The organism is Acidovorax sp. GW101-3H11 (assembly GCF_001633105.1).
In the GTDB taxonomy this organism is placed as follows: domain Bacteria; phylum Pseudomonadota; class Gammaproteobacteria; order Burkholderiales; family Burkholderiaceae_C; genus Acidovorax.
The window spans coordinates 247,647-272,947 of record NZ_LUKZ01000009.1 but is presented as its reverse complement, the minus strand read 5'-3'; the positions used below and the strand labels follow the sequence as shown (position 1 = coordinate 272,947).

At 66.7% G+C, this 25,301-nt stretch carries 23 protein-coding genes; 14 read left to right on the top strand and 9 right to left on the bottom strand.

Going from position 1 to position 25,301, the window contains the following annotated elements:
* Positions 1 to 12: 12 nt before the first annotated feature.
* The 6 genes from A1D30_RS07275 to A1D30_RS07250 form a co-directional block, all read right to left on the bottom strand.
* Positions 13 to 924 (bottom strand): ABC transporter permease, encoded by a 912-nt coding sequence (locus A1D30_RS07275; protein ID WP_063460110.1) that lies wholly within the window; start codon positions 922 to 924, stop codon positions 13 to 15.
* A 118-nt stretch (positions 925 to 1,042) separates the two neighbouring features.
* Positions 1,043 to 2,623 (bottom strand): ABC transporter substrate-binding protein, encoded by a 1,581-nt coding sequence (locus A1D30_RS07270; protein ID WP_063460109.1) that lies wholly within the window; start codon positions 2,621 to 2,623, stop codon positions 1,043 to 1,045.
* An 89-nt stretch (positions 2,624 to 2,712) separates the two neighbouring features.
* Positions 2,713 to 3,930, bottom strand: coding sequence for a M20 aminoacylase family protein (locus A1D30_RS07265; protein WP_063460108.1), 1,218 nt, complete (start codon positions 3,928 to 3,930; stop codon positions 2,713 to 2,715).
* 150 nt (positions 3,931 to 4,080) lie between these two features.
* A complete protein-coding gene (locus tag A1D30_RS07260; RefSeq protein WP_063460107.1) occupies positions 4,081 to 5,061 on the bottom strand; it encodes an ABC transporter permease in 981 nt (326 codons plus the stop codon).
* Positions 5,062 to 5,199: 138 nt separating this feature from the next.
* Positions 5,200 to 6,780 (bottom strand): ABC transporter substrate-binding protein, encoded by a 1,581-nt coding sequence (locus A1D30_RS07255; RefSeq protein ID WP_063460106.1) that lies wholly within the window; start codon positions 6,778 to 6,780, stop codon positions 5,200 to 5,202.
* A gap of 504 nt (positions 6,781 to 7,284) precedes the next feature.
* Entirely contained in the window at positions 7,285 to 8,337 is a 1,053-nt protein-coding gene (locus A1D30_RS07250) for a porin (RefSeq protein ID WP_063460105.1), read from the bottom strand.
* Positions 8,338 to 8,652: 315 nt separating this feature from the next.
* Between A1D30_RS07250 and coq7 the strand changes: the two genes are divergently transcribed.
* The gene (coq7, locus tag A1D30_RS07245; RefSeq protein ID WP_063460104.1) at positions 8,653 to 9,270 is read left to right on the top strand and encodes a 2-polyprenyl-3-methyl-6-methoxy-1,4-benzoquinone monooxygenase; all 618 of its coding nucleotides are present in this window, start codon (positions 8,653 to 8,655) and stop codon (positions 9,268 to 9,270) included.
* Between the two features lie 36 nt (positions 9,271 to 9,306).
* Here the strand turns inward: coq7 and A1D30_RS07240 are convergent, their stop codons facing one another.
* Positions 9,307 to 9,756: an OsmC family protein gene (locus tag A1D30_RS07240; protein ID WP_063460103.1), complete on the bottom strand. Its 450-nt coding sequence runs from the start codon at positions 9,754 to 9,756 to the stop codon at positions 9,307 to 9,309.
* A 359-nt stretch (positions 9,757 to 10,115) separates the two neighbouring features.
* Here A1D30_RS07240 and ilvA point away from each other — a divergent pair, with 359 nt between their 5' ends.
* From ilvA to A1D30_RS07225, 3 genes are all read left to right on the top strand, one after another.
* Entirely contained in the window at positions 10,116 to 11,675 is a 1,560-nt protein-coding gene (gene ilvA, locus A1D30_RS07235) for a threonine ammonia-lyase, biosynthetic (protein WP_063460102.1), read from the top strand.
* 86 nt (positions 11,676 to 11,761) lie between these two features.
* Complete coding sequence (locus A1D30_RS07230) at positions 11,762 to 12,568, top strand: adenosylcobinamide-GDP ribazoletransferase (RefSeq protein ID WP_063460101.1); 807 nt, start codon at positions 11,762 to 11,764, stop codon at positions 12,566 to 12,568.
* Positions 12,565 to 13,146, top strand: coding sequence for a histidine phosphatase family protein (locus A1D30_RS07225; RefSeq protein WP_063460100.1), 582 nt, complete (start codon positions 12,565 to 12,567; stop codon positions 13,144 to 13,146). Before A1D30_RS07230 ends, A1D30_RS07225 begins: the two co-directional genes overlap by 4 nt.
* Before the next feature lie 45 nt (positions 13,147 to 13,191).
* Here A1D30_RS07225 and A1D30_RS07220 read toward each other — a convergent pair whose 3' ends face one another.
* The gene (locus A1D30_RS07220; protein WP_063460099.1) at positions 13,192 to 13,647 is read right to left on the bottom strand and encodes a type II secretion system protein N; all 456 of its coding nucleotides are present in this window, start codon (positions 13,645 to 13,647) and stop codon (positions 13,192 to 13,194) included.
* A gap of 71 nt (positions 13,648 to 13,718) precedes the next feature.
* Here A1D30_RS07220 and gspG point away from each other — a divergent pair, with 71 nt between their 5' ends.
* The 10 genes from gspG to A1D30_RS07170 all read left to right on the top strand — a co-directional run bounded on the left by gspG (position 13,719) and on the right by A1D30_RS07170 (position 23,359).
* Positions 13,719 to 14,159, top strand: a complete 441-nt coding sequence (gene gspG, locus A1D30_RS07215) for a type II secretion system major pseudopilin GspG (RefSeq protein WP_094286345.1) — start codon at positions 13,719 to 13,721, stop codon at positions 14,157 to 14,159.
* A gap of 148 nt (positions 14,160 to 14,307) precedes the next feature.
* Positions 14,308 to 14,706 (top strand): type II secretion system protein GspH, encoded by a 399-nt coding sequence (locus tag A1D30_RS07210; protein WP_063460848.1) that lies wholly within the window; start codon positions 14,308 to 14,310, stop codon positions 14,704 to 14,706.
* A complete protein-coding gene (gene gspI, locus A1D30_RS07205; protein WP_063460097.1) occupies positions 14,703 to 15,077 on the top strand; it encodes a type II secretion system minor pseudopilin GspI in 375 nt (124 codons plus the stop codon). The genes A1D30_RS07210 and gspI overlap by 4 nt, the downstream gene beginning before the upstream one ends.
* 113 nt (positions 15,078 to 15,190) lie before the next feature.
* Positions 15,191 to 15,835 (top strand): prepilin-type N-terminal cleavage/methylation domain-containing protein, encoded by a 645-nt coding sequence (locus A1D30_RS07200; RefSeq protein WP_063460096.1) that lies wholly within the window; start codon positions 15,191 to 15,193, stop codon positions 15,833 to 15,835.
* 101 nt (positions 15,836 to 15,936) lie between these two features.
* Positions 15,937 to 16,914 (top strand): type II secretion system minor pseudopilin GspK, encoded by a 978-nt coding sequence (gspK, locus tag A1D30_RS07195; RefSeq protein ID WP_063460095.1) that lies wholly within the window; start codon positions 15,937 to 15,939, stop codon positions 16,912 to 16,914.
* An 83-nt stretch (positions 16,915 to 16,997) separates the two neighbouring features.
* The gene (gene gspL / locus A1D30_RS07190; protein WP_063460094.1) at positions 16,998 to 18,293 is read left to right on the top strand and encodes a type II secretion system protein GspL; all 1,296 of its coding nucleotides are present in this window, start codon (positions 16,998 to 17,000) and stop codon (positions 18,291 to 18,293) included.
* Positions 18,290 to 18,838, top strand: coding sequence for a type II secretion system protein GspM (gene gspM, locus A1D30_RS07185; RefSeq protein WP_063460093.1), 549 nt, complete (start codon positions 18,290 to 18,292; stop codon positions 18,836 to 18,838). Before gspL ends, gspM begins: the two co-directional genes overlap by 4 nt.
* A gap of 32 nt (positions 18,839 to 18,870) precedes the next feature.
* Complete coding sequence (gene gspN, locus A1D30_RS07180) at positions 18,871 to 19,701, top strand: type II secretion system protein N (protein ID WP_063460847.1); 831 nt, start codon at positions 18,871 to 18,873, stop codon at positions 19,699 to 19,701.
* A gap of 4 nt (positions 19,702 to 19,705) precedes the next feature.
* Complete coding sequence (gene gspD, locus A1D30_RS07175) at positions 19,706 to 21,952, top strand: type II secretion system secretin GspD (RefSeq protein WP_063460092.1); 2,247 nt, start codon at positions 19,706 to 19,708, stop codon at positions 21,950 to 21,952.
* Between the two features lie 18 nt (positions 21,953 to 21,970).
* A complete protein-coding gene (locus A1D30_RS07170) occupies positions 21,971 to 23,359 on the top strand; it encodes an ATPase, T2SS/T4P/T4SS family (RefSeq protein WP_063460091.1) in 1,389 nt (462 codons plus the stop codon).
* A gap of 107 nt (positions 23,360 to 23,466) precedes the next feature.
* Here the strand turns inward: A1D30_RS07170 and A1D30_RS07165 are convergent, their stop codons facing one another.
* Positions 23,467 to 25,119, bottom strand: coding sequence for a methyl-accepting chemotaxis protein (locus A1D30_RS07165; protein ID WP_063460090.1), 1,653 nt, complete (start codon positions 25,117 to 25,119; stop codon positions 23,467 to 23,469).
* Positions 25,120 to 25,301 lie beyond the last annotated feature (182 nt).

The window sequence follows — 25,301 nt, the reverse complement described above, 5'->3', positions numbered from 1 at the left end:
TGTTGTTCTTGTTCAACGCAGGCGCGGGTTGAGCGCGTCGCGCAGCCAGTCACCGAGCAGATTCACTGACAAGGCAATCAGCACCAGCATGGCGCCAGGGAACACGGTGATCCACCATTCGCCCGAGAACAGGTAGTCGTTGCCGATGCGGATCAGCGTGCCCAGCGAGGGCGAGGTGGGCGGCGCGCCCACGCCCAGGAAGGACAGCGTGGCTTCGGTGATGATGGCGGTGGCGACCTGGATGGTGGCCAGCACCATCACCGGGCCCATCACGTTGGGCAGTACATGCTTGCGCATGATGCGCAGCGGCGACACGCCGGTGACGCGGGCGGCCTGCACGTATTCCTTGTTGCGCTCGACCAGCGTGGAGCCGCGCACCGTGCGCGCGTACTGCACCCAGCCGGTGAGCGAGATGGAGATGATCAGCACACCAAAGGCCAGGGATTCGTGCGCGTTCGGGAACAGCGCGCGGCCCACGCCGGCGATCAGCAGGGCCACCAGGATGGCGGGGAAGGACAGCATCACGTCGCACAGGCGCATGAGCACGGCATCGATCCAGCCGCCCTTGAAGCCTGCCAGCAGGCCAAAAGCCACGCCCACCAGCACCGACAGCACCACCGAGGCCAGGCCCACGACGAGCGAGATGCGGGCGCCATAGATCAGCGCGGACAGGATGTCGCGGCCCTGGTCGTCGGTGCCCAGGGGGTATTTCATGGAGCCTTCGGCGCTCCAGGCGGGGGGCAAGCGGGCGTCGCTCAGCTCCAGCGTGGCCAGGTCAAAGGGGTTGTGGGGTGCGACCCATCCGGCAAACACCGAACAGAACACACAGATCAGCGCAATCGCGGCAGCGACCATCGCCATGGGCGATGTGCGAAAGCTGTAGCCGACATCGCTGTCAAACCAGCGGGCAAGGGTTGTTTTCATTGTGGGAACCAGTAAACAAACACCGCCGCCCGGCCCGGGTAGCAGCCGGGCGGTGGTGCGAACTTTCAAGAGAACCGGTTGTTCTCTCTTTCTTCTCTTCGATCTTTTGCGGGCGGACTTACTTGTTGATGCTCATCCACTTGAAGGGCATGAAGTTGTCCGCCAGCTGCACCAGCTTGACGTTCTTGTTCACACCCCAGGCCAGGGCCTGCTGGTGCAGCGGGATGTGGCCCACATCGGCAGCATGCAGGTCAAACGCTTCCTTGATCATGGCGTTGCGCTTGGCCTTGTCGGTCTCGGACTGGATCTTGAGGGTCAGCTCGTCCACCTTGGGGTTGCAGTACGCACCCAGGTTGAACTGGCCTGCGCCCTTGTCGTCCACGCAGCGCACCAGCGCATTCAGGGCGTTGTGCGAGTCATAGGTGGCGGGGGTCCAGCCCAGCATGTAGAAGCTGGTGTCGCGGCGCAGGATCTTGGGGAAGTAGGTGCCCTTGGTTTCGGCCTGCAGGTTGACCTTGACGTTGATGCGCGAGAGGTTGGCGGCCACAGTCTGGCAGATGCGGCCGTCGTTCACGTAGCGGTCGTTCGGGCAGTTCATGGCCACTTCGAAGCCGTTGGGGTAACCCGCTTCGGCCAGCAGCTTCTTGGCGGCTTCCACATCGTAGGGCAGCCGCTTGGCATCGGGCTGGAAGCCGTTGATGCCGGGGCCGACCAGCAGGGCCGAGGGGTTGGAGGCGCCGCGCATCACGGTGCGCTTGATGCCTTCGATGTCGATGGCCTGGTAGAAGGCCTGGCGCACGCGCTTGTCCTTGAAGGGGTTCTTGCCCTTGACGTTGGAGTACAGCAGCTCGTCACGCTTCTGGTCCATGCCCAGGAAGATGGTGCGCAGTTCGGGGCCGGTGATGGCGCGGGTGTTGGCGCCACCGTTCACGCGGTCGATGTCCTGCACGGGCACGGGTTCCATCACGTCCACTTCGCCCGACAGCAGGGCCGCCACGCGGGTTGCATCGTTGCCGATGGGGGTGAACACGACTTCGGTGGCGTTGCCTTCGATCTTGCCCCAGTAGGTGCCGTTGCGGGTGAACACCGAGCGCACATTGGGCTGGCGCTCACGCAGGCGGAAGGGGCCCGTGCCGTTGGCGCGGAACGAGGCCGCGTTCTCGATGCCCTTGCGGCGGTCCACCGGGCCCAGGGCCTGGTTGGTCTCACACCACTTCTTGCTCATGATGTACACGAGCGAGATCACGTCGGGCAGGATGGGGAACGGCGTCTTGGTTTCGATCTCGACCGTGTGGTCGTCGATCTTGCGCACTTCCTTGAAGTCGTTGGTGTAGCTCTTCATGTCCGAGCCTTCCACCTGGGTGCGCGCGAAGCTGAACACCACGTCGTCGGCGGTGAACGGCGTGCCGTCATGGAATTGCACGCCCTTGCGCAGCTCGAAGCGCCAGACGGTGGGCGAGGTCTGCTTCCAGGCCGTGGCCAGCGCGGGCGCCAGGCTCAGGTCCTTGTTGCGGCCGACCAGGGGTTCGTACACGTTGCCGGTCACGCTCAGCTGCAGCGACTCGTTGAGCGAGTGCGGGTCCATGGACAGCGAGTCGCCCTGGTTGGCAACCCGGATGGTCTGCGCACTGGCAACCACGCTGGCCGTTGCCATGGCGGCAAACAAGGTGGCAAGGGCAACTTTCTTCTGGAATTTCATCGGAATCTCCTCGTGAAAAAAAGGATACGAAAGGGGGACATCCAAGGGGATGGGGTGTGGCGTTGCGTGGAGAAACGGGAGGCGTGCTCTCAGGGCATGGCCAGCGGCATCGATTGCTCGATCAGGCTTGCGTGCAATGCGGCGCCCAGCGGCAGGATGTCGTCGTTGAAGTCATAGCGGCTGTTGTGCAGCGCACTGCCGCTGGCCCCCGTGCCCTGGCCCAGGCGCAGGTAGGCACCGGGGCGGGTCTGGAGCATGAAGGCGAAATCCTCGGCGCCCATGCTAGGCTCCAGGTCGCGCACGACATGGTCAGCACCCAGCAGGGATTCGGCCACGTCGCCAGCAAAAATGGCTTCGCTTTCGCTGTTGATGGTGGCCGGGTAGATGCGTTCGTAGTGCACGGTGGCCGTGGCGCCAAAGCCCAGGGCGATGGCATTGCACAGCTCTTTGAGGCGCTTTTCCACCATCTCCTGCACCACCGGGTCGAACGTGCGCACGGTGCCCACCAGCGTGGCAGAGCCCGGCAGCACGCTGAAGGCCCCCAGGTCGCCCGCCTGCGCGGCGCAGATGCTGACCACGGCGCTTTCGATGGGGCGCACATTGCGCGACACGATGCTTTGCGCCGCCGTGATGATGTGCGCGGCCACGACCAGCACGTCCACCGTCTGGTAGGCATGGGCCCCGTGGCCGCCACGGCCCGTGATCTCGATCGTGAAGCGGTCCGCCGCTGCCATCATGGGGCCGGCATTGATGCCCACGGTGCCGGGCTTCATCGCAGGCCAGTTGTGCATGGCATAGATGGACTGCACCGGGAAGCGGTCAAACAGGCCGTCCTCCATCATCACGCGGGCACCCGCAAAACCTTCTTCGCCGGGCTGGAACACCAGCACCGCCGTGCCGTCGAAATTGCGGGTCTCGGCCAGGTAGCGCGCGGCGCCCACCAGCATGGCGGTGTGGCCATCATGGCCACAGCCATGCATCAGGCCGGGTTTGCACGACTTCCAGGAGAAATCGTTGTGCTCGGCCAGGGGCAGCGCATCCATGTCGGCGCGCAGGCCGACCATGCTGCCGCTGGACGTGCTGCGCCCCCGGATCACACCCACCACACCGGTGCGCCCGATGCCGTCGTGGATCTCGTCCACACCGCAGAGCGTCAAGGCTTCCTTGACGCGTTTGCTGGTGTAGACCTCCTCGAACCCCAGCTCGGGGTGCGCGTGCAGGTCGCGTCGCAGCGCGGTCAGCTCGGGGTGGAACTGCGCGATGTGCGAAAACGCCCGGCCTCCGGCTTTGTATTTCAAGGACTGCATGTCAGGTGTCCGGAAAGTTCGTGCAGCACAGGCGACAACCGGCAAAACTGGCGCGGCCCAGGCCAGCGCTCCCGCGCAAGGGCCGCCCCGCCGCGGGGGGAGCACCCCCCCTCTGGGGGGATGGCGCGCAGCGCCTCAGGGGGGAGCTCATCAATGGCCTCCGGCCTTGCCCACGCGCAGGCGGGGGTCCACCGCAAAGTACAGCAGGTCCACTACCAGATTGATGACCACAAAAATCAGGGCAATCAGGCAGAGGTAAGCCGCCATCACAGGGATGTCGGCAAAGGTCACGGCCTGGATGAACAGCAGGCCCATGCCCGGCCACTGGAACACGGTCTCGGTGATGATGGCAAAGGCGATCAGGCCACCCAACTGCAGGCCGGTGATGGTCATCACAGGCACCAGCGTGTTCTTGAGGGCATGGCCGAAGTGGATCGCCCGGTTGGACAGGCCCCGTGCGCGCGCAAACTTGATGTAGTCGGTGCGCAGCACTTCCAGCATTTCAGCCCGCACCAGCCGCATGATCAGCGTGAGCTGGAAGATGGCCAAGGTGACGGCCGGCAGGATGATGTGGTGCCAGCCCTTGGCCTTGAGCAGGCCTGTGCTCCACCACCCCATCTGCACCACTTCACCGCGTCCGAAGCTCGGAAACCAGCCCAGCGTGACCGCAAACACCAGGATCAGCAGGATGCCGATGAGGAAGGTGGGCAGCGACACGCCCAGCAGCGACAGGGTCATGAACAGCTGGCTGGTAAACGTGCCGCGCTTGAGCGCTGCGTACACGCCCATGGGTACGCCAATCGCCAGGGCCAGGAATGCAGCCACCAGGGCCAGTTCGAGTGTGGCCGGGAAACGCTCGGCAATCAGCCGCGACACCTTGGCGCCCTGGCGCAGGCTCAGGCCGAATTCGCCTTGGGCTGCGTTCACCAGGAAGTGGCCAAACTGCACAAAGAAGGGTTTGTCCAGACCGAGCGAGGCGCGCAGCTCACGGATCTGTTCAGGGGTGGCATCCTGGCCCAGCAGGAACACCACGGGATCTCCCACGTACTGGAACAGCATGAAGGAGATGAAGGCCACCGTGATCATGACAATCACAGCCTGGATCAGGCGGCGCAATATAAAGGCAAGCATCGGAGAGTCGAGTGAGTGTTCGATAGGAGCGCCGCAGCCACTTTTGATGGGCAGGGCGCCGGGGGGCGAAACGTCTTCAATCTAAGTCAAAAAAGAGCAAGGACCGCCGGGCCCTTGCTCTCTTCAGGCTGAGCGAGATCAGTTCACCTTGACCGTACGCATGTCCACGCGGTTGTCTGCGCGGTGGACCACTTCCACGTTCTTCTTCATGGCCCATGGGATCACCTGGTCATGCAGCGGAATGTGGGACACCGTATCGTTGGACAGCTGCAGCGCTTCGGTCAGCATGCGCGAACGCACGGGCGCATCGGTTTCCGCCTTGATGCGGTCCACCAGGTAGTCCATGCGCTGGTTGCTGTAGCGGCCCACGTTGTAGTTGCCGTCACCACCCTGGCCCACGGAGCGGGTCAGCGACTGCAGGCTGTACAGCGCGTCGAAGGTGGGCACGCCCCAGCCCAGCATGTAGATGCTGGCTTCGTAGCGCTGGATCATCGGGAAGTAGTTCACCAGCGGCAGCGTGCGCAGCTTGGCCTTCACGCCCACGCGCGACCACATGGCGGTCACGGCCTGGCAGATGGCCTCGTCATTGATGTAGCGGTTGTTGGGGCAGGCGAAATCCACTTCAAAACCGTCGGGGTAGCCCGCCTCGGCCAGCAGCTTCTTGGAAGCTTCCACGCTGTAGGGGAAGCGCTTGCCCACCGCCTCGGTATAGCCCGCCACCTGCGGTGCCACGATGGTGCCCGTGGGCTTGCCCAGGCCGCGCATGATGTTGCGCGAGATCGTCTCGGCATCAATGGCCTGGTACAGGGCCTTGCGCACGCGCACGTCCTTGAGCGGGTTCTTGCCCTTGATGTTGGAGCCGGGAAGTTCTTCGCGGAACTGGTCCATGCCCAGGAAGATGGTGCGGTTCTCGATGCCGTCAATCACCTTCAGCTCAGGGCTTGCACGCAAGCGGCCCAAATCCTGGGGCGTGGGATCCAACACCATGTCCACCTCACCCGAAATCAGCGCTGCGATCCGCGTGGCATTGGACTTGATCGGCGTGTAGATGATTTCGGTCACGTTGCCGTCCATCTTGCCCCACCAGTTGGGGTTGCGCTTGAACACCATCTTCACATCGGGCTGCCACGAATCCAGCGTGTAGGGACCGGTGCCCATGGCGTTGCGGTGTGCAAAATTCTCGTCCGAGCCCTTGATGTCCTTGGGCTCAACCGACTTGTTCTTTTCCGCCCATGCCTTGCTCATGATGCGCAGCTCGGTCATCTGGCGCAGCAGCACCGGATTGGGCGCCGACAGGATCACGTCGAAGGTCTGCGCATCGACCTTCACGACCTTGCTGATGCCCTGAACGTAGGGCGTGAAGTTCGAGGTCTTGGCCATGGCACGCTGGATCGAATACACGGCATCGTCCGTGGTCAGCGTGGAGCCATCATGGAACTTGACCCCCTGGCGCAAGGTGAAACGCACCTGCGTGGGGCTGACTTCCCTCCAGGCGGTTGCCAGCACAGGCTCCACCTCAAATGTCTTGCTGTTGTAGTAAACCAGGCTCTCATACACATTGGCGTGAATGCCGTTTTGCAGGGCATTGTTTTGAGAGTGGATATCCCACGTGGCGATTTCCCCCTGGCTCGCCCATTTGAAGGGCTTGGCATGCACCATAGGCGCACACAACAGCGCGGCAGCTGCAGCCACCGACAAAAGACTGTATTTGAGTTTCATGGAACCCTCTTGAATAAAAGTTTTACTATGCAGTAATGATTGCTCTATAGCCAACGGGAAATCCCTGAATCCCGGGCACACCGAAGGGCCAATCCATGCTGCTTTCGGCAGGCATCTTATGCAAGGATGGTGCCAATCAGTCGGCATCTCTCGCACCAAAGAGATTGCGCCTGAAATAGGGTTACAAGACGCCCAGCCCCGTAGCAGCAAAGGGCCAACACCTCTTGTGCAGCACTCCCAGTGTGCATTTCCCCCGTCTTGCTTTCCAAGCCTTGCCCCATCAGCAAACAAAAGCAGCACAGATCGAAGAATCACCGCCTCCACACCATCAGAATTCATCACCTAGCATTAGCGCAGCCACCCCAAGCGGCAATCTATCCATCCGCCAGTACAAATATCCAGAACCACATACCCACGCTACAGCCATCAAACAGGCAAAAAAAAAGCCGCCCGAAGGCGGCTTTTTGCTTTTATATCGACCACTGGCATAAGCCAGTGTTGATATTAGAAGCTGTGACGGATACCGAAGTCGTAACCGGTCGAGTTGCGGTTTGCAGCAGTCACTGCACCGTTCAGGGACTGAGCGGCGCCATTCTTGTTGCTCACGCGAGCGAACGTGGTGTACAGAGCGGTACGCTTGGACAGGTTGTGCACGTAGCCCAGAGCGATCTTGTTCGAACGGGGATCAGCACCCACGGTGTCGATCTTGTAGGTCGAGTAAGCCAGACGAACTTCGCCAGCGCCCACGGGGATCAGACCACCGATCAGGAAGCCAGTGCCTTCGTTGCCGTTCTTGATGTCGTCGCTGTTGTAGTGAGCCATGATCTTGGCCACGCCCAGGTCGTACTGGCCGCCCAGGTTGAACGCCTGGATGTTGCCGGAAACGAACTTGGTTTCAGAGAAAGCCAGAGCGACGTTGATGGGGCCGTTGGCATAGCCAGCGCGCAGAGCCAGGCCATTGCCGTCCTTCTTGGCAGGCGTGCCGCTGTTGTTTTCACCCATGTAGTACTGGGCTTGGCCGTAGAAACCGCCCAGCTTGCCTGGCAGGAAGTAGCCGATGGAGTTCGAAGCGCGGACGGTGGTAGGGCCACCCAGGCTGGAGTTCAGGGTTTGGGTCGTGCCCACGCCGTTCGTGCCGAACGGATCGAACACGGTCAGATTCCAGAATTGGGGGGTGTAGTCACGGCCCAGACGCACTTCACCAAAGCCGCCGTTCAGGCTGACCGTCGAACGACGGTTGAAAGTCAGACCGCCACCACCGGTAGCACCGCTGGCGCCTTGGTTGTTGGTGCTCGTGTTAGCGCCGGAACCATTGTCATTGTTCACACCGGCTTCCAGCCAGAACGAAGCGGACAGACCGCCACCCAGATCTTCAACGCCACGGAAACCCAGACGGCTGCTGTTGTAGCCGGAGTTCGTCAGTTGCGACTTGTTAGAGACGCTGCCGGAGCCGTAGGCATAGGTTGCGTCAACCACGCCGAACAGGGTCACGGAAGATTGAGCCATTGCAGCGCCGGAAGCAGCCAGCACAGCCAGGGCAATCAGGGATTTTTTCATTGCGAGTTACTCCAAGGTTAAACATCGGGCTCCGGTACGGGGGGTCTATGGTGAAAGCACCTGCACAGTCCCGCCGGTTTCCCGGGCCAACCTCCTGGTGGGGAAGTTGCTCTTATTGCACCAGACCCGGCCGGGTTTCGCAAAGGAATTCACCCACAATCGCCCCGAAAGGGAAATTCCGTTGCAGTGTTGCAACATTCCAGTGCATGGGGGCAGAATCGCTCTTGGCCATGCAACTCCCGTGCCCCGCACATTGATTTTTTGTATCAAGGTGCAATTTGTGTTTCGGCGCACCCTTCGCGCCCCAAGGTATCCATGGACGCTTTTTTGACTGCCGCAGACAGCGCGCTGCGCACACTTTTTGCATCACCCCAGGCGGCCGAAAAGACACCCGCCCACGGAATGGCCGAAGCCGCGCTGGAGCCCGGCGAGAAGCGGCTTGCGGGTGCCCTGATGCGCGTGAACCACGTGGGCGAGGTGTGCGCGCAGGCGCTTTACACCGCCCAGGCCGCCGTGACCCGCGACCCCGCGTTGCGCGCGCACCTGCAGGAGGCGGCGCGCGAAGAAACCGACCACCTGGCCTGGACCCGGCAGCGGCTGGACGCACTCGGCGCCCGGCCCAGCCTGCTCAACCCCCTGTGGTTTGGGGGCGCGTTTGCCCTGGGCCTGGTGGCGGCCAAAGTCAGCGACCGGGCCAGCCTGGGGTTTGTGGTCGAGACGGAAAACCAGGTGGCCGCGCACCTGCAAAGCCACCTGGATCGGCTTCCTGCGCAGGACCTCGCCTCCCGGGCCGTGGTCGCGCGCATGAAAGACGACGAGGAACGGCACGCCGCACAGGCCCGCGCATCCGGCGCACTGGAGCTGCCCGCACCGGCGCGCCTGGCCATGAAGGCGGCGGCCAAGGTCATGACCACCACTGCCCATTACCTCTGAGCAGCAGCCTCCAGGACTTGACCGCCCCGGCAGGCCTCAGGCCTCCAGCACGTCGAACCCGGTGGTGATGTCCGCCGTTTTCCCCAGCATGATGCTGGCCGAGCAGTATTTATCGTGGCTCATCGCAATGGCGCGCTCCACGGCCGCCGCCGGAATGCCCTTGCCGGTCACCGTGAAGTGCATGTGGATCTTGGTGAACACCTTGGGATCGGTGGTGGCGCGCTCGGTGGTCAGCTTGACGCTGCAGCCGCGCACATCATGGCGGCCGCGCTTGAGGATCAGCACCACGTCATAGGCCGTGCAGCCGCCCGTGCCCGCCAGCACGGTTTCCATGGGGCGAGGCGCCAGGTTCTGGCCGCCATTGGCGGGGTTGGCGGCATCGGGGGCGCCGTCCATGGTCAAAACATGGCCGCTGCCGGTCTCGGCCACAAAACCCATGCCCGAGCGGGTTCCCGCCCCGCCGGTCCAACTGACTGTGCATTCCATTTGTGTTTCTCCTGTGTGACACGTGGTTTTTTTCGCACGAAAAACCGAAACGAAAAGAATTTGATGCGAATTTTGCTGCATCGCAACAAGACTCGCGCTAAACTTCGCCCATGCATTGCCGCTTTCGAACAGAAAGGAAGCGGCAGGCGGCAAGAAGTCCGGAACCCGGCACTTGCCCTGCACCGATTGTCTCCTCCATCTCCTCAAAGGATGGATTAGCCCCAGGCCTCACGGCCCGGGGCTTTTTTTTGGCTGGACCGGTCGTGTGGCAGCCCCCACCGGCAAATCGGCCCACAAAAACCGACCCCCTATGATGTGGGCCCCCGCCGCTGCCCCGTGGCGGCCCCACCTGCCCTGCCATGACCCAGCACCTCACCCCCGCCGACTACCTCAAGAAGATTCTGACCGCCCGCGTGTACGACGTGGCGGTGGAGTCGGCCCTGGAACCGGCCAAGAGCCTCAGCCGCCGCCTGCACAACAAGGTGCTCCTGAAGCGTGAGGACCAGCAGCCCGTGTTCAGCTTCAAGCTGCGCGGCGCCTACAACAAGATGGCGCACCTCACGCCCGAACAGCTGCAGCGCGGCGTGATCTGCGCCTCGGCCGGTAACCATGCCCAGGGCGTGGCGATGAGCGCCCACAAGCTGGGCACGCGCGCCGTGGTCGTCATGCCCACGACCACGCCACAGCTCAAGGTGGATGCCGTCAAGACGTTGGGGGGCGAGGTGGTGCTGCACGGCGAGAGCTATTCCGACGCGTACGAGCACGCCGCCCGCCTGCAAAAGGAGCAAGGCCTGACCTTTGTGCACCCCTTCGACGACCCGCTGGTCATCGCGGGCCAGGGCACCATCGCCATGGAAATCCTGCGCCAGCTGCAAAGCCTGGGCAGCAACCAGCTCGACGCGGTGTTCGTGGCCATCGGCGGCGGTGGCCTGGTGTCGGGCGTGGCCAACTACATCAAGGCTGTGCGGCCCGAGATCAAGGTGATCGGCGTGCAGATGAACGACTCGGACGCGATGATCCAGTCCGTCAACGCCCACCAGCGCGTCACGCTGCCCGACGTGGGCCTGTTCTCCGACGGCACGGCCGTCAAGCTGGTGGGTGAGGAAACCTTCCGCGTGGCGCAGGGCCTGGTGGATGAGTTCGTGACGGTGGACACCGACGCCGTCTGCGCCGCCATCAAGGACATCTTTGTGGACACGCGCAGCATCGTCGAGCCCGCAGGCGCGCTGGCCGTGGCCGCCATCAAACAGTATGTGGCCACGCACAAGACCAAGGGCGAGACCTACGCGGCCATCCTCTGCGGCGCCAACATGAACTTCGACCGCCTGCGCTTTGTGGCCGAGCGCGCCGAGGTGGGCGAGGAGCGCGAAGCCCTGTTCGCCGTCACCATCCCTGAAGAGCGCGGCAGCTTCCGCCGCTTCTGCGAGGTGGTGGGCGGCCTGCCGGGTGGCCCGCGCAATGTGACCGAGTTCAACTACCGCATCAGCGACGCCGCCCAGGCGCATGTGTTTGTGGGCATCACCACCAATGGCAAGGGCGAATCGGAAAAGATCGCCAAGAACTTCGGCCGCCACGGCTTCGAGGCGCTAGACCTGACCCACGACGAACTGGCCAAGGAGCATCTGCGCCACCTCGTGGGCGGCCACTCGGCGCTGGCGCAGGACGAGCGCCTGATGCGCTTCACCTTCCCCGAGCGGCCCGGCGCGCTGCTCAAGTTCCTGAGCCTGATGCAGCCGACCTGGAACATCAGCCTGTTCCACTACCGCAACCAAGGCGCGGACTACGGCCGCATCCTCGTGGGCATCCAGGTGCCGCCCGAAGACACCGCCACCTTCGACGCCTTCCTGGCCACGCTGGGCTACCCCTATGTGGAAGAGACGCTCAACCCAGCCTACCGGCTGTTCCTGCGCTCAAAATAATACTCAAAATGGCCGTCACCGCCTGATACAAGGGCGTTGATAGCTATCAAAACAGAAGCAAACACCCAACCCACCCGCCGCACGCCATGCAAGCCCTGCGCCACTACCTGCTGGCCGTGCAGTTCTTCACCCGCATTCCCGTCACCGGGCGGCTGGCAGACTGGGTGGGTTACAGCCCCGCCATGCTGCGCGCCAGTGCCGCGCATTTCCCCGGCATCGGCTGGCTGGCGGCCCTGCTGGCGGCGGGCGTGTATGGCGGCCTTCACTGGGCGCTGGCCCCCAACCCCTTTGCCCCGGCCGCGGCCGCCGTGCTCAGCACCGTGGCCACCGTGTTCATGACGGGCGGTTTCCATGAAGACGGGCTGGCCGACGTGGCCGACGGCCTGGGTGGCAGCGCGCAGCGCGAACGTGCGCTCGACATCATGAAAGACTCGCGCATCGGTGCCTTTGGCGCCATGGCGCTGGTGCTGGCCCTGTTGTCCAAACTCAGCCTGCTCGCGCTGCTGGGTGCGCACAGCCTGGCCGTCGCGTTGTCGGCCCTGGTTGGCGCGCATGTGCTGTCGCGCCTGTGGCCGCTGTTCATCGTGCGCAGCCTGCCGCATGTGGGCGACACCGCACGCTCCAAAAGCAAACCGCTGGCCGACCAGATATCGAGCAGTGCCCTGGCCACGGCCATTGTGTGGTGTTTTGCGCCGCTAGCGCTTGTCTGGCATGCCCAATCAGCTATTTTTCTCATAGCGTCTGCAACCCTCAGCGCAGCCGCCGCCGCGTGGATGGCACGCTGGTTTGCACGGCGCCTGCAAGGCTTTACCGGCGATTGCCTGGGCGCCACCCAGCAGGTGAGCGAAATCGGCTTCTACCTGGGCGCAGCACTCGCCCTGCGCTGGGCATGACCCACCCCGGCGCCCGCCTGTGGCTGGTGCGCCATGCCGCCCCCCAGGTGGCCCCGGGCACCTGCTATGGTGCGCTGGACATGCCCGCCGACCCGGCCGCCACCCAGGCCACCGCGCGGCGCCTGGCCGCCGCCCTGCCCCCCGCACCGGGGGTGTTCTGCTCAACGCTACAAAGATGTGAGCAGCTGGGGCAATCCCTGTGCGCGGAAAGGCCCGATTTGATGCTGATTCCTGATGCCCGCCTGCGCGAAATGGACTTTGGCGCCTGGGAAGGCCGGGCCTGGAGCACCCTCGCCAAAAGCGACATCGATGCTTGGATGGAAGACTTCGCCCACCACGCGCCCGGCGGCGGCGAGCCCCTGTCCCACATGCTCGGCCGCGTGGCGCTGGCGCTGCGGGCGGCCCGCCAGTGGAGCGCCCAGCATGCCGGGGCCGATGTGGTGTGGATCACCCACGCAGGCGTGGCGCGCTGCGTGGCCTGGCTGCAGCAGCATGGCGAAGGCGTGATGCCCCGGCCAGACAACTGGCCCGTGGCAGCCCCGGGCTGGGGCGAATGGGAAGTGCGGGATCTGGCCTAAAGCCAGGCTTGAGACCCAACCAGGGGCCGGGCCTTGAAGGCGGGCTCAGTTCTTGAGCGGCATGTCCAGCGTCAGCGTGGCAGGCCCACCCACCTGGCCGCCCAGCTGCGCCTGCCGGGGGCCCAGCGCTTGCAGCACCAGCCCCTCGTCCACCGCAGCCCCCACACGGAAGGGCTTGGCCGGTTTGCCATCCACTGCAATCAGGGCCGCCCCGCCGCCACTGCTGCGGCCCGACAGCACCCCGATCAGCGTGAAACGGCTGGCCGCTGAGGCCACGGGCGCCACAGGCGCGGCGCCCGGCACCAACGGCTGGGCGCCCAGCAAACGGGCCAGGGCCTGGGCATCGGGCACCACGGGGGTCGGGGCCATCGCCGGGCCCACCGCTACCGCCGAGGGCGCCGACAGGCGCAGCCCCCAGAACACCACACTGGCACCGGCCACGGCCCAGAGCCCCAGCGTGCCCAGACGGACGCCCCATTTGCTGTACGAATTGGTCACCATGCGGCGATTATGATTCACGCGATTCGACCACCGAGAGACCGCCTGCAGTGAACACCTCCCTTCCCCTCCTCGTGCGCTCCGCCCCCCGCCGCCTGGCCCGTACCGTGGCCCGGGGCTTCACCCTCATCGAGCTGATGGTGGTGCTCGTCATCATCGGCGTGCTGGCCGCCCTGATCGTGCCGAATGTGCTGGAGCGCGCCGACGACGCCCGCGTGACGGCCGCGCGCACCGACATCACCAACATCATGCAGGCGCTCAAGCTCTACCGCCTGGACAACCAGCGCTACCCCACGGCCGAGCAAGGCCTGCAATCCCTGGTCATCAAACCCAGCGCCGCCCCGGTGCCCGGCAACTGGAAGCTGTACCTGGAAAAGCTGCCCAACGACCCCTGGGGCCGCCCCTACCAGTACCTGAACCCCGGCATCAAGGGCGAGATCGACGTGATGTCGTTCGGTGCCGACGGCCAATCGGGCGGCGAAGGCAAGGACGCCGACATCGGCAGCTGGCAGTGATGACCCATTCTTTGCCGCGCCCTACAACCCTATGAAACTGGCACGCCCCAGGCGAGGGATGCCGTGGAGCTGGCTTGGCCAGGCCACCGGCATCGTCCCCTCGGGGGGAAGCCGCGCAGCGGCTCAGGGGGGGTTCACACTTCTAGAGCTGCTGGTGGTCCTCAGCATCGTTGCGCTGGCCACGGCCGGTGCGGGCCTGGCCATGCGCGACAGCGGGCAGACGCAGCTGGAGCGCGAGGCCGCGCGGCTGGCGGCGCTGCTCGAATCCGCACGCGCGCAGTCGCGGGCCGGGGGCCTGCCTGTGCGCTGGCGTGCCCTGCCCCAGGGGTTCCGGTTTGAAGGCCTGCCACCCAGCGCCCAGGCGGCACTGCCCAACCAGTGGCTGGACAGCGGCACCACCGTGCGCGGCCCGGCCGTGCTGCAACTGGGCCCCGAGCCCCTCATCGGCCCGCAGCAGGTGCTGATCACCCACCAGACGCACCCCGAGCGGGTCTTGCGCATCGCCACCGATGGCGTGCGCCCGTTTTCTGTGGACGCGGTGCAGTGACCGCCCACCGCCTTCACATCAAGCACCGCGGTTTTACCCTGGTGGAAGTGCTGGTGGCGCTGGCCATTGTGGCCATTGCGCTCATGGCCGGGCTGCAGGCGACTTCGGCACTCACGCGCAATGCGCTGCGGCAGTCCGACATCGTGCTGGCACAGCTCTGCGCCGAGAACGAGCTGGTGCGCGCGCGGCTCTCGCGCCAGATGCCCAGCGTGGGCGACAGCACCCAGCCCTGCGAGCAGGCCGGGCGCCAGCTGCAGGTGCTGACCGTCGTGCGCCCCACGCCCAACCCGAGCTTTAGGCGCATCGACGCGCAGGTGCTGGATGGCGACAACTCCATCCTGCGCATCTCCACCATCATCGGAAGGTATTGATGCCCCCCCTGAGTCGCTTCGCGCCTTCCCCCCGTGGGGGGGACGCACCCGGTGGCCTGGCAGAGCCAGCTCCACGGGTGCGCTGGCCTCGCGCCGCGCCAGTTTTGAAGGTTATGCGCGGCTTCACCCTGGTCGAGCTGCTGCTGGCGATTTCGGTGATGAGCCTGCTGGCCATCCTGAGCTGGCGCGGGCTCGATGGCATGGTGCGGGCGCAGGAGATCACGCGCCAGCGGGCCGATGAGATGCTGGTGCTGCAGGCCGCCCTGGGCCAGTGGGGCACCGACCTCGACGCACTGATGCCGATTGCCAACACCACGCCGCTGGACTGGGACGGCCAGGTGCTGCGCCTCACGCGCCGCAGCAGCGCCGTGCCCGACGAGGGCGCACTGGTGGTGGCCTGGACACGCCGCAATGCCAACGGCGGCGGCCAGTGGCTGCGCTGGCAGTCGCCCCCGGTGCGCACCCGCGCAGACTGGCAGCAGGCCTGGCAGCAGGCGGCCCAGTGGGCGCGCACGCCCGGCGATGCCGAGCGGCGCTACGAAGTGGCGCTGCTGCCGCTCGAAAGCTGGCAAATCTTCTATTACCGGGGCGGTGCCTGGTCCAACCCGCTGTCCAGCACCGGCACCACGCCGGGCGACAGCTCGGCGGCGGTCCCCGACGGTGTGCGCCTGCAGATCACCCTGCCGCCCGGCCAGGCGCTGGCGGGCCAACTGACGCGCGACTGGGTCAACCCGGTGCTGGGTGGGGGCAGGTCATGAAATCCCCCCTGAGTCGCTGCGCGCCTTCCCCCCTGGGGGGGGACGCCACCCGTGGCCTGGCAAAGCCAGCTCCACGGTGGCACTCGCTGTTGCGGGGCCCCTTGCGCAGACACAGAACGCGCGGTGCCGCCCTGCTCGCCGCCATGCTCACCGTCACCCTGGTCGCCACCTTTGCCGCTGCCGCCATGTGGCAGCAGTGGCGTGCGGTGGAGGTCGAGACGGCCGAGCGGGGCCGGGTGCAGTCCACCTGGATCCTGATCGGCGCACTCGACTGGTCGCGCCTCATCCTGCGCGAGGACGGGCGCTCGGGCGGTGCCGACCACCTGGCCGAGCCCTGGGCCGTGCCGCTGGAGGAAGCCCGGCTGTCCACCTTCCTGGCCGCCGAAAACAACGTGAGCCAGGTCGATGACGCGAGCACCGACACCACCGAGGCGTTTCTGTCGGGCCAGATCACCGACATGCAGGGCCGCCTCAACATCACCAACCTGGCCGAGGGCGGACAGGTGCAGGCAGTGGCGCTGCGGCAGTTCACCCGCCTGTTCGAACGCCTGGGCCTGCCCCCGCAGCAACTCACGCGGCTGCTGGACGGGCTGCGGCGGGCGCAGGCGGGTGTGGGCAGCGATGGCAATACCGCGCCGCTGCTGCCCCCCACCATCAGCCAGCTGACCTGGCTGGGCCTGAGCCCGGCCACCTTGGCCACGCTGGCCCCGCATGTGACCCTGCTGCCGGTGCGCACGCCGGTCAACCTGAACACCGCTGGTATCGACGTGCTGATGGTCGCCATCGACGGGATGGACAGCGCCACCGCGCAGAAGATGGTGCAGGCGCGCGAGGCCCGCCATTTCCGCACCCTCAGCGAGGTGCGCGACCTGGTGGGCGCGAGCATCGACATCAACGAAAGCGCCCACGCCGTGGCCTCGTCCTACTTTGAAGTGCGGGGCCGCCTGCGCCTGGGTGACGCGATGGTGGACGAACGCTCGCTGGTGCGCAAACAGGGCATCGACGTGACCACGCTGTGGCGCGAGCGGGGCGCGTTTGACCGCGAAAACGCCCTGGCCACGGCGCCGCTCCCACGATGAGCTGCAGCACATTGGCGACACCCGCGCAACGACTGGCTGCCAGTGTCAAGTCCGCCCCCTAAAATGGCCCGCAAAACCTGCCCATGAGCACCCTCATCCTTTTCCTGCCGCCGGTCCGTCCGGGCCCCGCCACCGAGTACAGCTACACGCTGACGGCAGACGGCCACACCGCCCTTCGCCACGCCACTGCGCCCGCCGCGCTGCTGCCCGAGCCCACCCGCCCCGGGGGCGAGGTGGTGGCCGTGGTGCCCGCCCGTGCGCTGTCGTGGCAGCGGGTACAGATGCCCGCCGGTGTACCCCTGGGCGCGGGCCAGCAGACACCCCGTCTGCGCTCGGTGCTCGAAGGCCTGCTCGAAGACCGCCTGCTTGACGACGCCACCCAGCTGCACTTTGCATTGCAGCCCGGTGCCCACGGCACGGCCCAGGGCGGCGAACCCGTTTGGGTGGCCGTGTGCGACCGCGCCTGGCTGCGCGAGAACCTGCAGGCACTGGAGGCCGCAGGCCGCCGCGTGTCCCGCGTGGTGCCTGAATTTGCCCCCGGCCCTACGGCCAGCGGCGGCCCTGAACTCTGTGCGCTGGGCACCCCGGAAGAAGCCTTTGTGGTGCTCACCGGCCAGGGCGCTGACCAGGGCGTGGCCGTGTTGCCCCTGACCCCCATGGCCTTGGCGCTGGCCCGCGCGGGGACGCCCATGGCCAGCGCCACAGCCGAACAAGATGGCAACACGCTCCCCGTGCGCGCCGAACCCGCCGTGGCCGCCTTGGCCGAACGCATGTTGAACCAGCAAGGCCAGCGCGTGGCACTGCACACCGCCAGCCAGCGCGCCCTGGATGCCGCCCGGGGCGACTGGGACCTGGCCCAGTTCGACCTGGCTAGCACCGGCCGCACCCGGGCCCTGCGCAAGGCGGGCAGCGCACTGAGCGCGCTGCTGAACGCGCCCCAGTGGCGCGCCGCGCGCTGGGGCGTGGGGCTGCTGGTGGTGGCCCACCTGGTGGGCCTCAACGCCTGGGCCTGGCAAGAGCGCCAGGCGCTGGCCGCCAAACAGGCCGCCGTGCGGGCAGCGCTCACCCAGACCTTCCCCAAGGTGCAGGTGGTGGTCGATGCCCCCGTGCAGATGGAGCGCGAACTGGCCCAGCTGCGGCAGGCTGCAGGCAGCGCGTCGGCCCGCGACCTGGAGCCCCTGCTCGCCGCCGCCGGGGCCGCACTGCCCGACGGCCGCCTGCCCACCAGCATCGAATACACCCCTGGCGAGCTGCGCCTGCGCGGCGTGACGCTGGCCCCTGATGAAGAAGCCGCGCTCTCGGCCCGCCTGCAGGCTGCGGGCTACCGGGCGCGGCTGGATGACGGCAGCCTGGTGCTGCGCACCGAGGTGAGCCCATGACCCCCCAACCTGCACTGCAAGCCCGCTGGCACGCGCTGGCCCCCCGTGAGCAAAACCTGGTGCTGGCCGCCGCCGCCCTGGTGGGCCTGGCCCTGCTGTGGTGGGTGGCCGTGGCCCCGGCGCTGGCCACCCTGCGCGCCGCCCCTGCGCGCCACACGGCGCTCGACGCCCAGTTGCAGCGCATGCAGAGCCTGCAGGCCGAAGCCCAGCAGCTGCAGGCCGCGCCCGCCACCAGCCCCGGCGATGCCGTCGGCGCCTTGCGCGCGGCCCTCACGCAGCGCCTGGGCACCACGGCCCAGCTCAATGTGGTAGGTGACCGCGCCACCATCACCCTCAAAGGCGCATCGGCCGATGCGCTGGCGCAGTGGCTGGCCCAGGCACGCAGCAATGCCCGCGCCACCCCCGTCGAGGCCCGCCTGACCCGCAGCGCCACCGCCGCCGCGCCCGCAGGCCAAACCCCGGTCACCCTGGGCCGCCCCGTGGTGGCCATGCCCCGCTGGGACGGCACCCTGGTGCTGGCCCTGCCCACGGCATCCAACCGGTGAACCCGGTGAGCCCCTTGAACCGCCCCGCCACTGTGAACCGATCCTCCCGCACGCACCGTCCCCCCCGAGGCCGCACAGCCACGGCCGCCGCCGCCCCCCGCCCCGCCTGGGGCTGGGCCCTGGTGGGCGCCGTGGCCGGGGTGCTGCCCGCCGTGGTCGCGTTTGCGCCCGCGCACTGGCTGGCCAGCGGCGTGGCACGCGCCACCCAGGGGCAGGTGCAGCTGCTGCAGGCGCGCGGCACGGTCTGGACCGGATCGGCCCAGCTGGTGCTGACCGGTGGCGCCGCCAGCCGCGACAGCGCCGCCCTGCCCGGCCGCCTGGACTGGCAGCTGCGCCCCTCCTTCGATGGCCTGCGCGTGCAACTGCACGCCGCCTGCTGCACCCCCGCCCCCTTGCAGGCCCGGGTGCAGGCCAGCTGGGCGGGCATGACCCTGAAGGTGGCCGATGGCCAGAGCCAGTGGCCGGCCGCGCTGCTGGCGGGCCTGGGCACCCCCTGGAACACGCTGCAGCCCCAGGGCCAGCTGGCCCTGCAGACCCAGGCGCTTGCCATGCGCTGGGCGGCGGGCCGCATGGTGCTGTCTGGCCAGGCGCAGCTGGATGCGCGCGCCATGTCGTCGCGCCTGTCCACCCTGCGGCCCATGGGCAGCTACCGGCTGGCCCTGCAAGGCGGCGAAGCGCCGACCCTCACGCTCAGCACCCTGGACGGCGCGCTGCAGCTCAGCGGCACCGGCCAGTGGGTGGGCCAGCGCCTGCGGTTTGCGGGTGAGGCCAGCGCCGCCCCCGAGCGCGAGGCCGCCCTGTCGAATCTCCTGAACATCATCGGACGGCGCAACGGCGCGCGCTCCATCATCACCGTGGGATGAATCTATGACCTCCTCGTTTTCTCCACGCCTGCGATTTGCTCTCAAAACAATAGCTGCAAGCGCTTTACTAGCGGGCGGTAGCAGCCAAATTATTGCCCAAACTGCGATCGACACCCGCACCGGCAGCGTGCGCCCGAGCGAGCCCGTCACGCTGAACTTCGCCAACGCCGAGATCGAAGCCGTGGCGCGCACCATGGCCACCATCACCGGCCGCAACGTGGTGGTGGACCCGCGCGTGAAAGGCCAGCTCAACCTGGTGACCGAACGCGCCGTCACCCCCGCCGCCGCGTTCCAGCAGTTCCTGGCCGCGCTGCGGCTGCAGGGCTTCACGGTGGTCGAGGCTGCAGGCCTGTACAAGGTGGTGCCCGAGGCCGACGCCAAGCTGCAAGGCGGCAACGTGAGCGTGGTGCAGGGCAGCAGCGGCAACGCCCCCAGCGGCGGGCAGATCGTCACGCAGATTTTCAAGCTCAACTTCGAGAACGCGGCCAACCTGGTGCCCGTGCTGCGCCCGCTGATCAGCCCCAACAACACCATCAACGTGAACCCCGGCAACAACTCGCTGGTGATCACCGACTACGCCGACAACCTGCAGCGCCTGGCGCGCATCGTGGCGGCCATGGATGTCTCCAACGCCAGCGACGTGGAAGTGATCCCGCTGCGCAACGCCATCGCCGCCGACATGGCTCCCCTGGTGGCCCGCCTGATCGATGGCGGCAGTGCGCCCGCAGCCACGCCCGGCCAGGCCGATACCTCGTTCAAGACCACGCTGATTGCCGAGCCGCGCAGCAACTCGCTCATCCTGCGCGCGGCCAACCCGGCCCGCGTGGCCCAGGTGCGCGCCCTGGTGGACCGGCTGGACCAGCCGCCCGCCCCCGGCAGCAGCGCCGCCAGCGGCAACATCCACGTGGTCTACCTCAAGAACGCCGACGCCACCAAGCTGGCCACCACCTTGCGCGCGGCCATGGCGGCCATGGGCACAGGCAGCCCCACCGGGGCCGGTGGCGGCGCCAGCCCGGCAGCAGCCCCCAGCACAGGGCTGAGCGGGGGTGGCAGTAGCGGCAACATGCTGTCCACGGGCAGTGGCCTGTCGGGCACCGGCAGCAGCAGCGGGCTCGGGTCGGGCAACAACGCCATGGGCACCAGCGCCACCAACAACAACCAGCCCTCCACCGGTGGGCAGATCCAGGCCGACCCCACCACCAACTCGCTCATCATCACCGCCCCCGAGCCGCTGTACCGCCAGCTGCGCGCCGTGATCGACAAGCTCGACGGCCGCCGCGCGCAGGTACTGGTGGAGAGCCTGATCGTCGAGGTTGCCGCCAACAAGGTGGCGCAGTTCGGCATCCAGTGGCAGGGCATCCTGGGCAAGCAGGGCGATGGCACCGTGGGCGTGATCGGCACCAACTCTGGCGCGGCGGGCTCCAACATCATCGGGCTGACGGCCGCGCTGGCCTCGGGCAGCACCACCAGCATCGCCACCGCAGCGGCAGGCCTGGGCGCGGGCATGAACGTGGCATTGGCGCCGCGCATCAACGGCCAGTACTACCTGGGCGCGCTGGCCAACTTCCTGCAGAACAGCGGCGACGCCAACGTGCTGTCCACCCCCAACCTGATGACGCTGGACAACGAGGAGGCGCGCATCCTCATCGGCGACAACGTGCCCTTCGTCACGGGCTCGTATGCGAACACCGGCAACAACGGCACCGTGAACCCGTTCAACACGGTGGAGCGCAAGGACGTGGGCCTGATGCTCAAGGTGCGCCCGCAGATCGGTGAGAACGGCACCGTGAAAATGGCGATCTACCAGGAGATCTCCAAGATTGACCGCTCCACCCTGTCCAATGCCACCGGCCCCACCACCAGCAAACGCGCGGTCGAATCCAACGTGGTGGTGGACGACGGCAGCATCATCGTGATCGGCGGCCTGCTGGAGGACACCTACTCGCAGGGCGAGGACAAGGTGCCCCTGATGGGTGACCTGCCCGTGGTGGGCAACCTGTTCAAGAGCGAGAACCGCTCGCGCCGCAAGACCAACCTGATGATCTTCCTGCGCCCCATCGTGGTGCGCGACAACGCCACCAACGACGCCCTGGTGGTGGACCGCTACGACGCCATCCGTGCGCTGCAGCAGAACACCCAGCCCGCCCCCAGCCTGATGATGGGCACCGTGTCGGGTGCCCCCGTGCTGCCGCCGTTGCCCGCACCCGCCGCCAAGCCCGCCACCCCAGCGGCGCCCCAGCCGCAGCAATAAGCAGGCAGACCGACGACCATGCGCCACCCCCTGCCCTACGCCTTTGCCCGCACGGCCCAGCTGCTGCTGGAGGATGACGGCCACCAGCTTGTGCTGTGGCATGGCCCCAGCCCCGACGCGGGTGCGCTGTCCGAGGTGCTGCGCAAGCACCCCGTGCAGCAGCTGCTGCCGCTCGATGCGCCCGGCCTGGCCCAGCGCATCAGCGCGGCCTATTCGCACAGCGAATCGAGCGCCGCCACGGTGGTCAGCGAGGTCGAAAGCGACGCTGACCTCTCGCGCATGATGCAGGAGCTGCCCGCCGTCGAGGACTTGCTGGAATCGGCGGGCGATGCGCCCATCATCCGCATGCTCAACGCCCTGCTCACGCAGGCTGCACGTGACGGCGCGAGCGACATCCACATCGAGCCGTACGAGCGGCATTCGAGCGTGCGCTTTCGGGTAGACGGCACGCTGCGCGAAGTGGTGCAGCCCAACCGCGCGCTGCACGCGGCCCTGATCTCGCGCCTGAAGATCATGGCCGACCTGGACATCTCCGAGAAGCGCCTGCCGCAGGACGGCCGCATCAGCCTGCGCCTGGGCACCCGCGCCATCGACGTGCGCGTGTCCACCCTGCCCAGCGCCCATGGCGAACGCGCGGTGCTGCGCCTGCTGGACAAGAGCGAAAGCAAGCTCAGCCTGGAGTCCGTGGGCATGCAGGGCGACACGCTGCGGCGTTTTGAGGGCCTGATCAGCCAGCCACACGGCATCATCCTGGTGACCGGGCCCACGGGCTCGGGCAAGACCACCACGCTGTATGCGGGCCTGGGGCGCCTGGACGCCACGCGCAACAACATCATGACGGTGGAAGACCCCATCGAATACGAGCTGCCGGGCGTGGGCCAGACCCAGGTCAACAGCAAGATCGACCTGACCTTCGCCAAGGCCTTGCGCGCCATCCTGCGCCAGGACCCGGACATCATCATGATCGGCGAAATCCGCGACTTCGAGACCGCGCAGATCGCCATCCAGGCCTCGCTGACGGGCCACCTGGTGCTGGCCACGCTGCACACCAACGACGCCGCCAGCGCCGTCACGCGCCTGACCGACATGGGCGTGGAGCCCTTCCTGCTGTCGTCATCTTTGCTGGGCGTGCTGGCCCAGCGGCTGGTGCGCAAATACTGCAGCCACTGCCACGGCACGGGCTGTGATGCCTGTGGCCACACGGGCTACGCGGGCCGCACGGGCGTGTTCGAGCTGCTGGTGACGAACGATGCCATCCGCGCACAGATCCACAACCAGGCCGCCGAGGCCGACATCCGCGCCGCCGCCATGGCCGATGGCATGGCCCTGATGCGCGAAGATGGCGAGCGCCTGATCGCAGCAGGTATCACCAGCCGCGAAGAAGTGCTGCGTGTGACGCGGGATTGACGCGGGATCGGGACTGGATTGGCGCAGGACTGAATTGCTACATATTTAATAGCAATCAAGACATACTGGCCGCGCGCAGACGGCCTAAAAGCCTGAAAAATCTGCGGCTACCGGATCTGCAGCGCTGATCGGCGAGCCACCTGGGCCACGGCCGGGGAGGGCGATGCCACCGGTGCGGGCATGGCATACGCCGAGGCCACGCCGTCCTGCAGCTTGAACTGGCTGACCGCATTGGTCAGGTGGTGCGCCTGCTCCCTGAGGGATTCGGACGCGGCCGTAGATTCCTCCACCAGCGCGGCGTTCTGCTGCGTCATCTGGTCAAGCTGCGTGACCGACTGGCTGATCTGGCCGATGTTGTCGCTTTGCTCGGCCGACGAGGCGGTGATCTCGGCAATGATGTCCGACACGCGGCGCACGCTGCTCACGATCTCGGTCATGGTCTGGCCGGCCTGGCTCACCAGGCGCGAGCCGTCTTCGACCCGCTCCACCGACGAACCGATCAGGCCCTTGATCTCCTTGGCCGCCTCGGCGCTGCGCTGCGCCAGGTTGCGCACTTCGCTGGCCACCACGGCAAAACCCCGGCCTTGCTCGCCCGCGCGCGCTGCTTCCACGGCGGCATTGAGCGCAAGGATGTTGGTCTGAAACGCGATGGAGTCGATCACGCCGGTGATGTCGGCAATCTTGCGCGAGCTGGTGGTGATCTGATCCATGGTGGTCACCACCTGCGACACCACGGCACCGCCGCGCGCTGCCACTTCGGCGGCCGACGAGGCGAAGTCGCTGGCCTGGCGCGATGACTGGGCACTTTGCTGCACCGTGCTGGTCAGCACTTCCATCGACGAGGCGGTTTCTTCCAGGTTGGCCGCCGTCTGCTCGGTGCGGTGGCTCAGGTCGTGGTTGCCGCTGGCGATCTCGGAGCTGGCGGTGGAGATGTTGCCCGCTGCGTCCTGCACCTGGCGCACCAGGCCGCGCAATGCGTCCTGCATGCGGCCCATGGCGCCCACCAGCTGGCCCACCTCGTCCTGGTTCATGGCCGCCACATCGCGAGACAGGTCGCCGCTGGCGATGCGCTCGGCCAGCTCCTGGGCCTGGCCCAGCGACTTGGTGATGGAGCGCACGCTGAAGAAGGTGAGCGGGATCAGCACCGCCAGCCCCAGCACCAGCCCGATGCCGATCAGCGCCGACATGGTGGAGGTGCGCGACTCGACGCCCGCGCGGGCCTCATCCATCTGCGTGCGGGCCGAGCTGGCCAGGCTGGAGAACAGCTTGTCGGTGGCCTCCATGTGCACCTTGAAGCGGTCGGCATAGGCGCCGCCGCCCGCGCCATCGAGCTGCGCACCTTCGATTTTCTCGAAGATGGGGGAGATGCCGGTTTCGTACTGCTTGATCTCGTCCAGCGACTTGTCGATGGAGGCCACAAACGCGGCGTCGCCCGACTGCACCTGGCGCACATCGGCCAGGCTCTTGCGCAGCGAAGCCAGGGTCTTGGCCCAGGACTCGCGCAGGGCAGACACCTCGACCGAGTTGTTGAAATTGATGATGATGTCTTTTTCAGTCCGGCGCAGGTCACCCAGGGTGGTGCGCAGCTCGGACATGTCGGTCAGCGTCTGTACCCGCTCGGAGAACAGCACCTGCAGCGTGCCACGCGTGCGGTCCAGGGCCACATAACCCATCGCGCCAATGACGACCAGAAGAATCAGGGAAAAGACGGTTCCGAAATAGAGACGCGTGCGGATGGAGAAGCGGCCGAGAGCATTCATGGCTCTTCCTTACAATTTTTAACAGATTACCCAGCATAGCAAATTTGGTGCCACACCCACCAACCGGCCTTTCTGGGCCGGACGTTGGGGGAAATATAGGCCCAGCCGCTGCCCCCGCCGCACAGGGTAAGCACGGCCCCGTGGCCCTTTTGTAGGGAAACCACGGGGCCAGTAGCCGTTCT

Coding starts and splice junctions, on each gene's coding strand:
- A1D30_RS07265 (WP_063460108.1), bottom strand. CDS start 3,930: ATGCAGTCCTTGAAATACAAAGCCGGAGGCCGGGCGTTTTCGCACATC.
- A1D30_RS07250 (WP_063460105.1), bottom strand. CDS start 8,337: ATGAAAAAATCCCTGATTGCCCTGGCTGTGCTGGCTGCTTCCGGCGCT.
- A1D30_RS07225 (WP_063460100.1), top strand. CDS start 12,565: ATGACCCACCCCGGCGCCCGCCTGTGGCTGGTGCGCCATGCCGCCCCC.
- A1D30_RS07275 (WP_063460110.1), bottom strand. CDS start 924: ATGAAAACAACCCTTGCCCGCTGGTTTGACAGCGATGTCGGCTACAGC.
- ilvA (WP_063460102.1), top strand. CDS start 10,116: ATGACCCAGCACCTCACCCCCGCCGACTACCTCAAGAAGATTCTGACC.
- gspL (WP_063460094.1), top strand. CDS start 16,998: ATGAGCACCCTCATCCTTTTCCTGCCGCCGGTCCGTCCGGGCCCCGCC.
- coq7 (WP_063460104.1), top strand. CDS start 8,653: ATGGACGCTTTTTTGACTGCCGCAGACAGCGCGCTGCGCACACTTTTT.
- A1D30_RS07220 (WP_063460099.1), bottom strand. CDS start 13,647: ATGGTGACCAATTCGTACAGCAAATGGGGCGTCCGTCTGGGCACGCTG.
- gspD (WP_063460092.1), top strand. CDS start 19,706: ATGACCTCCTCGTTTTCTCCACGCCTGCGATTTGCTCTCAAAACAATA.
- A1D30_RS07200 (WP_063460096.1), top strand. CDS start 15,191: ATGCGCGGCTTCACCCTGGTCGAGCTGCTGCTGGCGATTTCGGTGATG.
- A1D30_RS07240 (WP_063460103.1), bottom strand. CDS start 9,756: ATGGAATGCACAGTCAGTTGGACCGGCGGGGCGGGAACCCGCTCGGGC.
- A1D30_RS07270 (WP_063460109.1), bottom strand. CDS start 2,623: ATGAAATTCCAGAAGAAAGTTGCCCTTGCCACCTTGTTTGCCGCCATG.
- gspM (WP_063460093.1), top strand. CDS start 18,290: ATGACCCCCCAACCTGCACTGCAAGCCCGCTGGCACGCGCTGGCCCCC.
- A1D30_RS07165 (WP_063460090.1), bottom strand. CDS start 25,119: ATGAATGCTCTCGGCCGCTTCTCCATCCGCACGCGTCTCTATTTCGGA.
- A1D30_RS07230 (WP_063460101.1), top strand. CDS start 11,762: ATGCAAGCCCTGCGCCACTACCTGCTGGCCGTGCAGTTCTTCACCCGC.
- A1D30_RS07255 (WP_063460106.1), bottom strand. CDS start 6,780: ATGAAACTCAAATACAGTCTTTTGTCGGTGGCTGCAGCTGCCGCGCTG.
- A1D30_RS07260 (WP_063460107.1), bottom strand. CDS start 5,061: ATGCTTGCCTTTATATTGCGCCGCCTGATCCAGGCTGTGATTGTCATG.
- A1D30_RS07170 (WP_063460091.1), top strand. CDS start 21,971: ATGCGCCACCCCCTGCCCTACGCCTTTGCCCGCACGGCCCAGCTGCTG.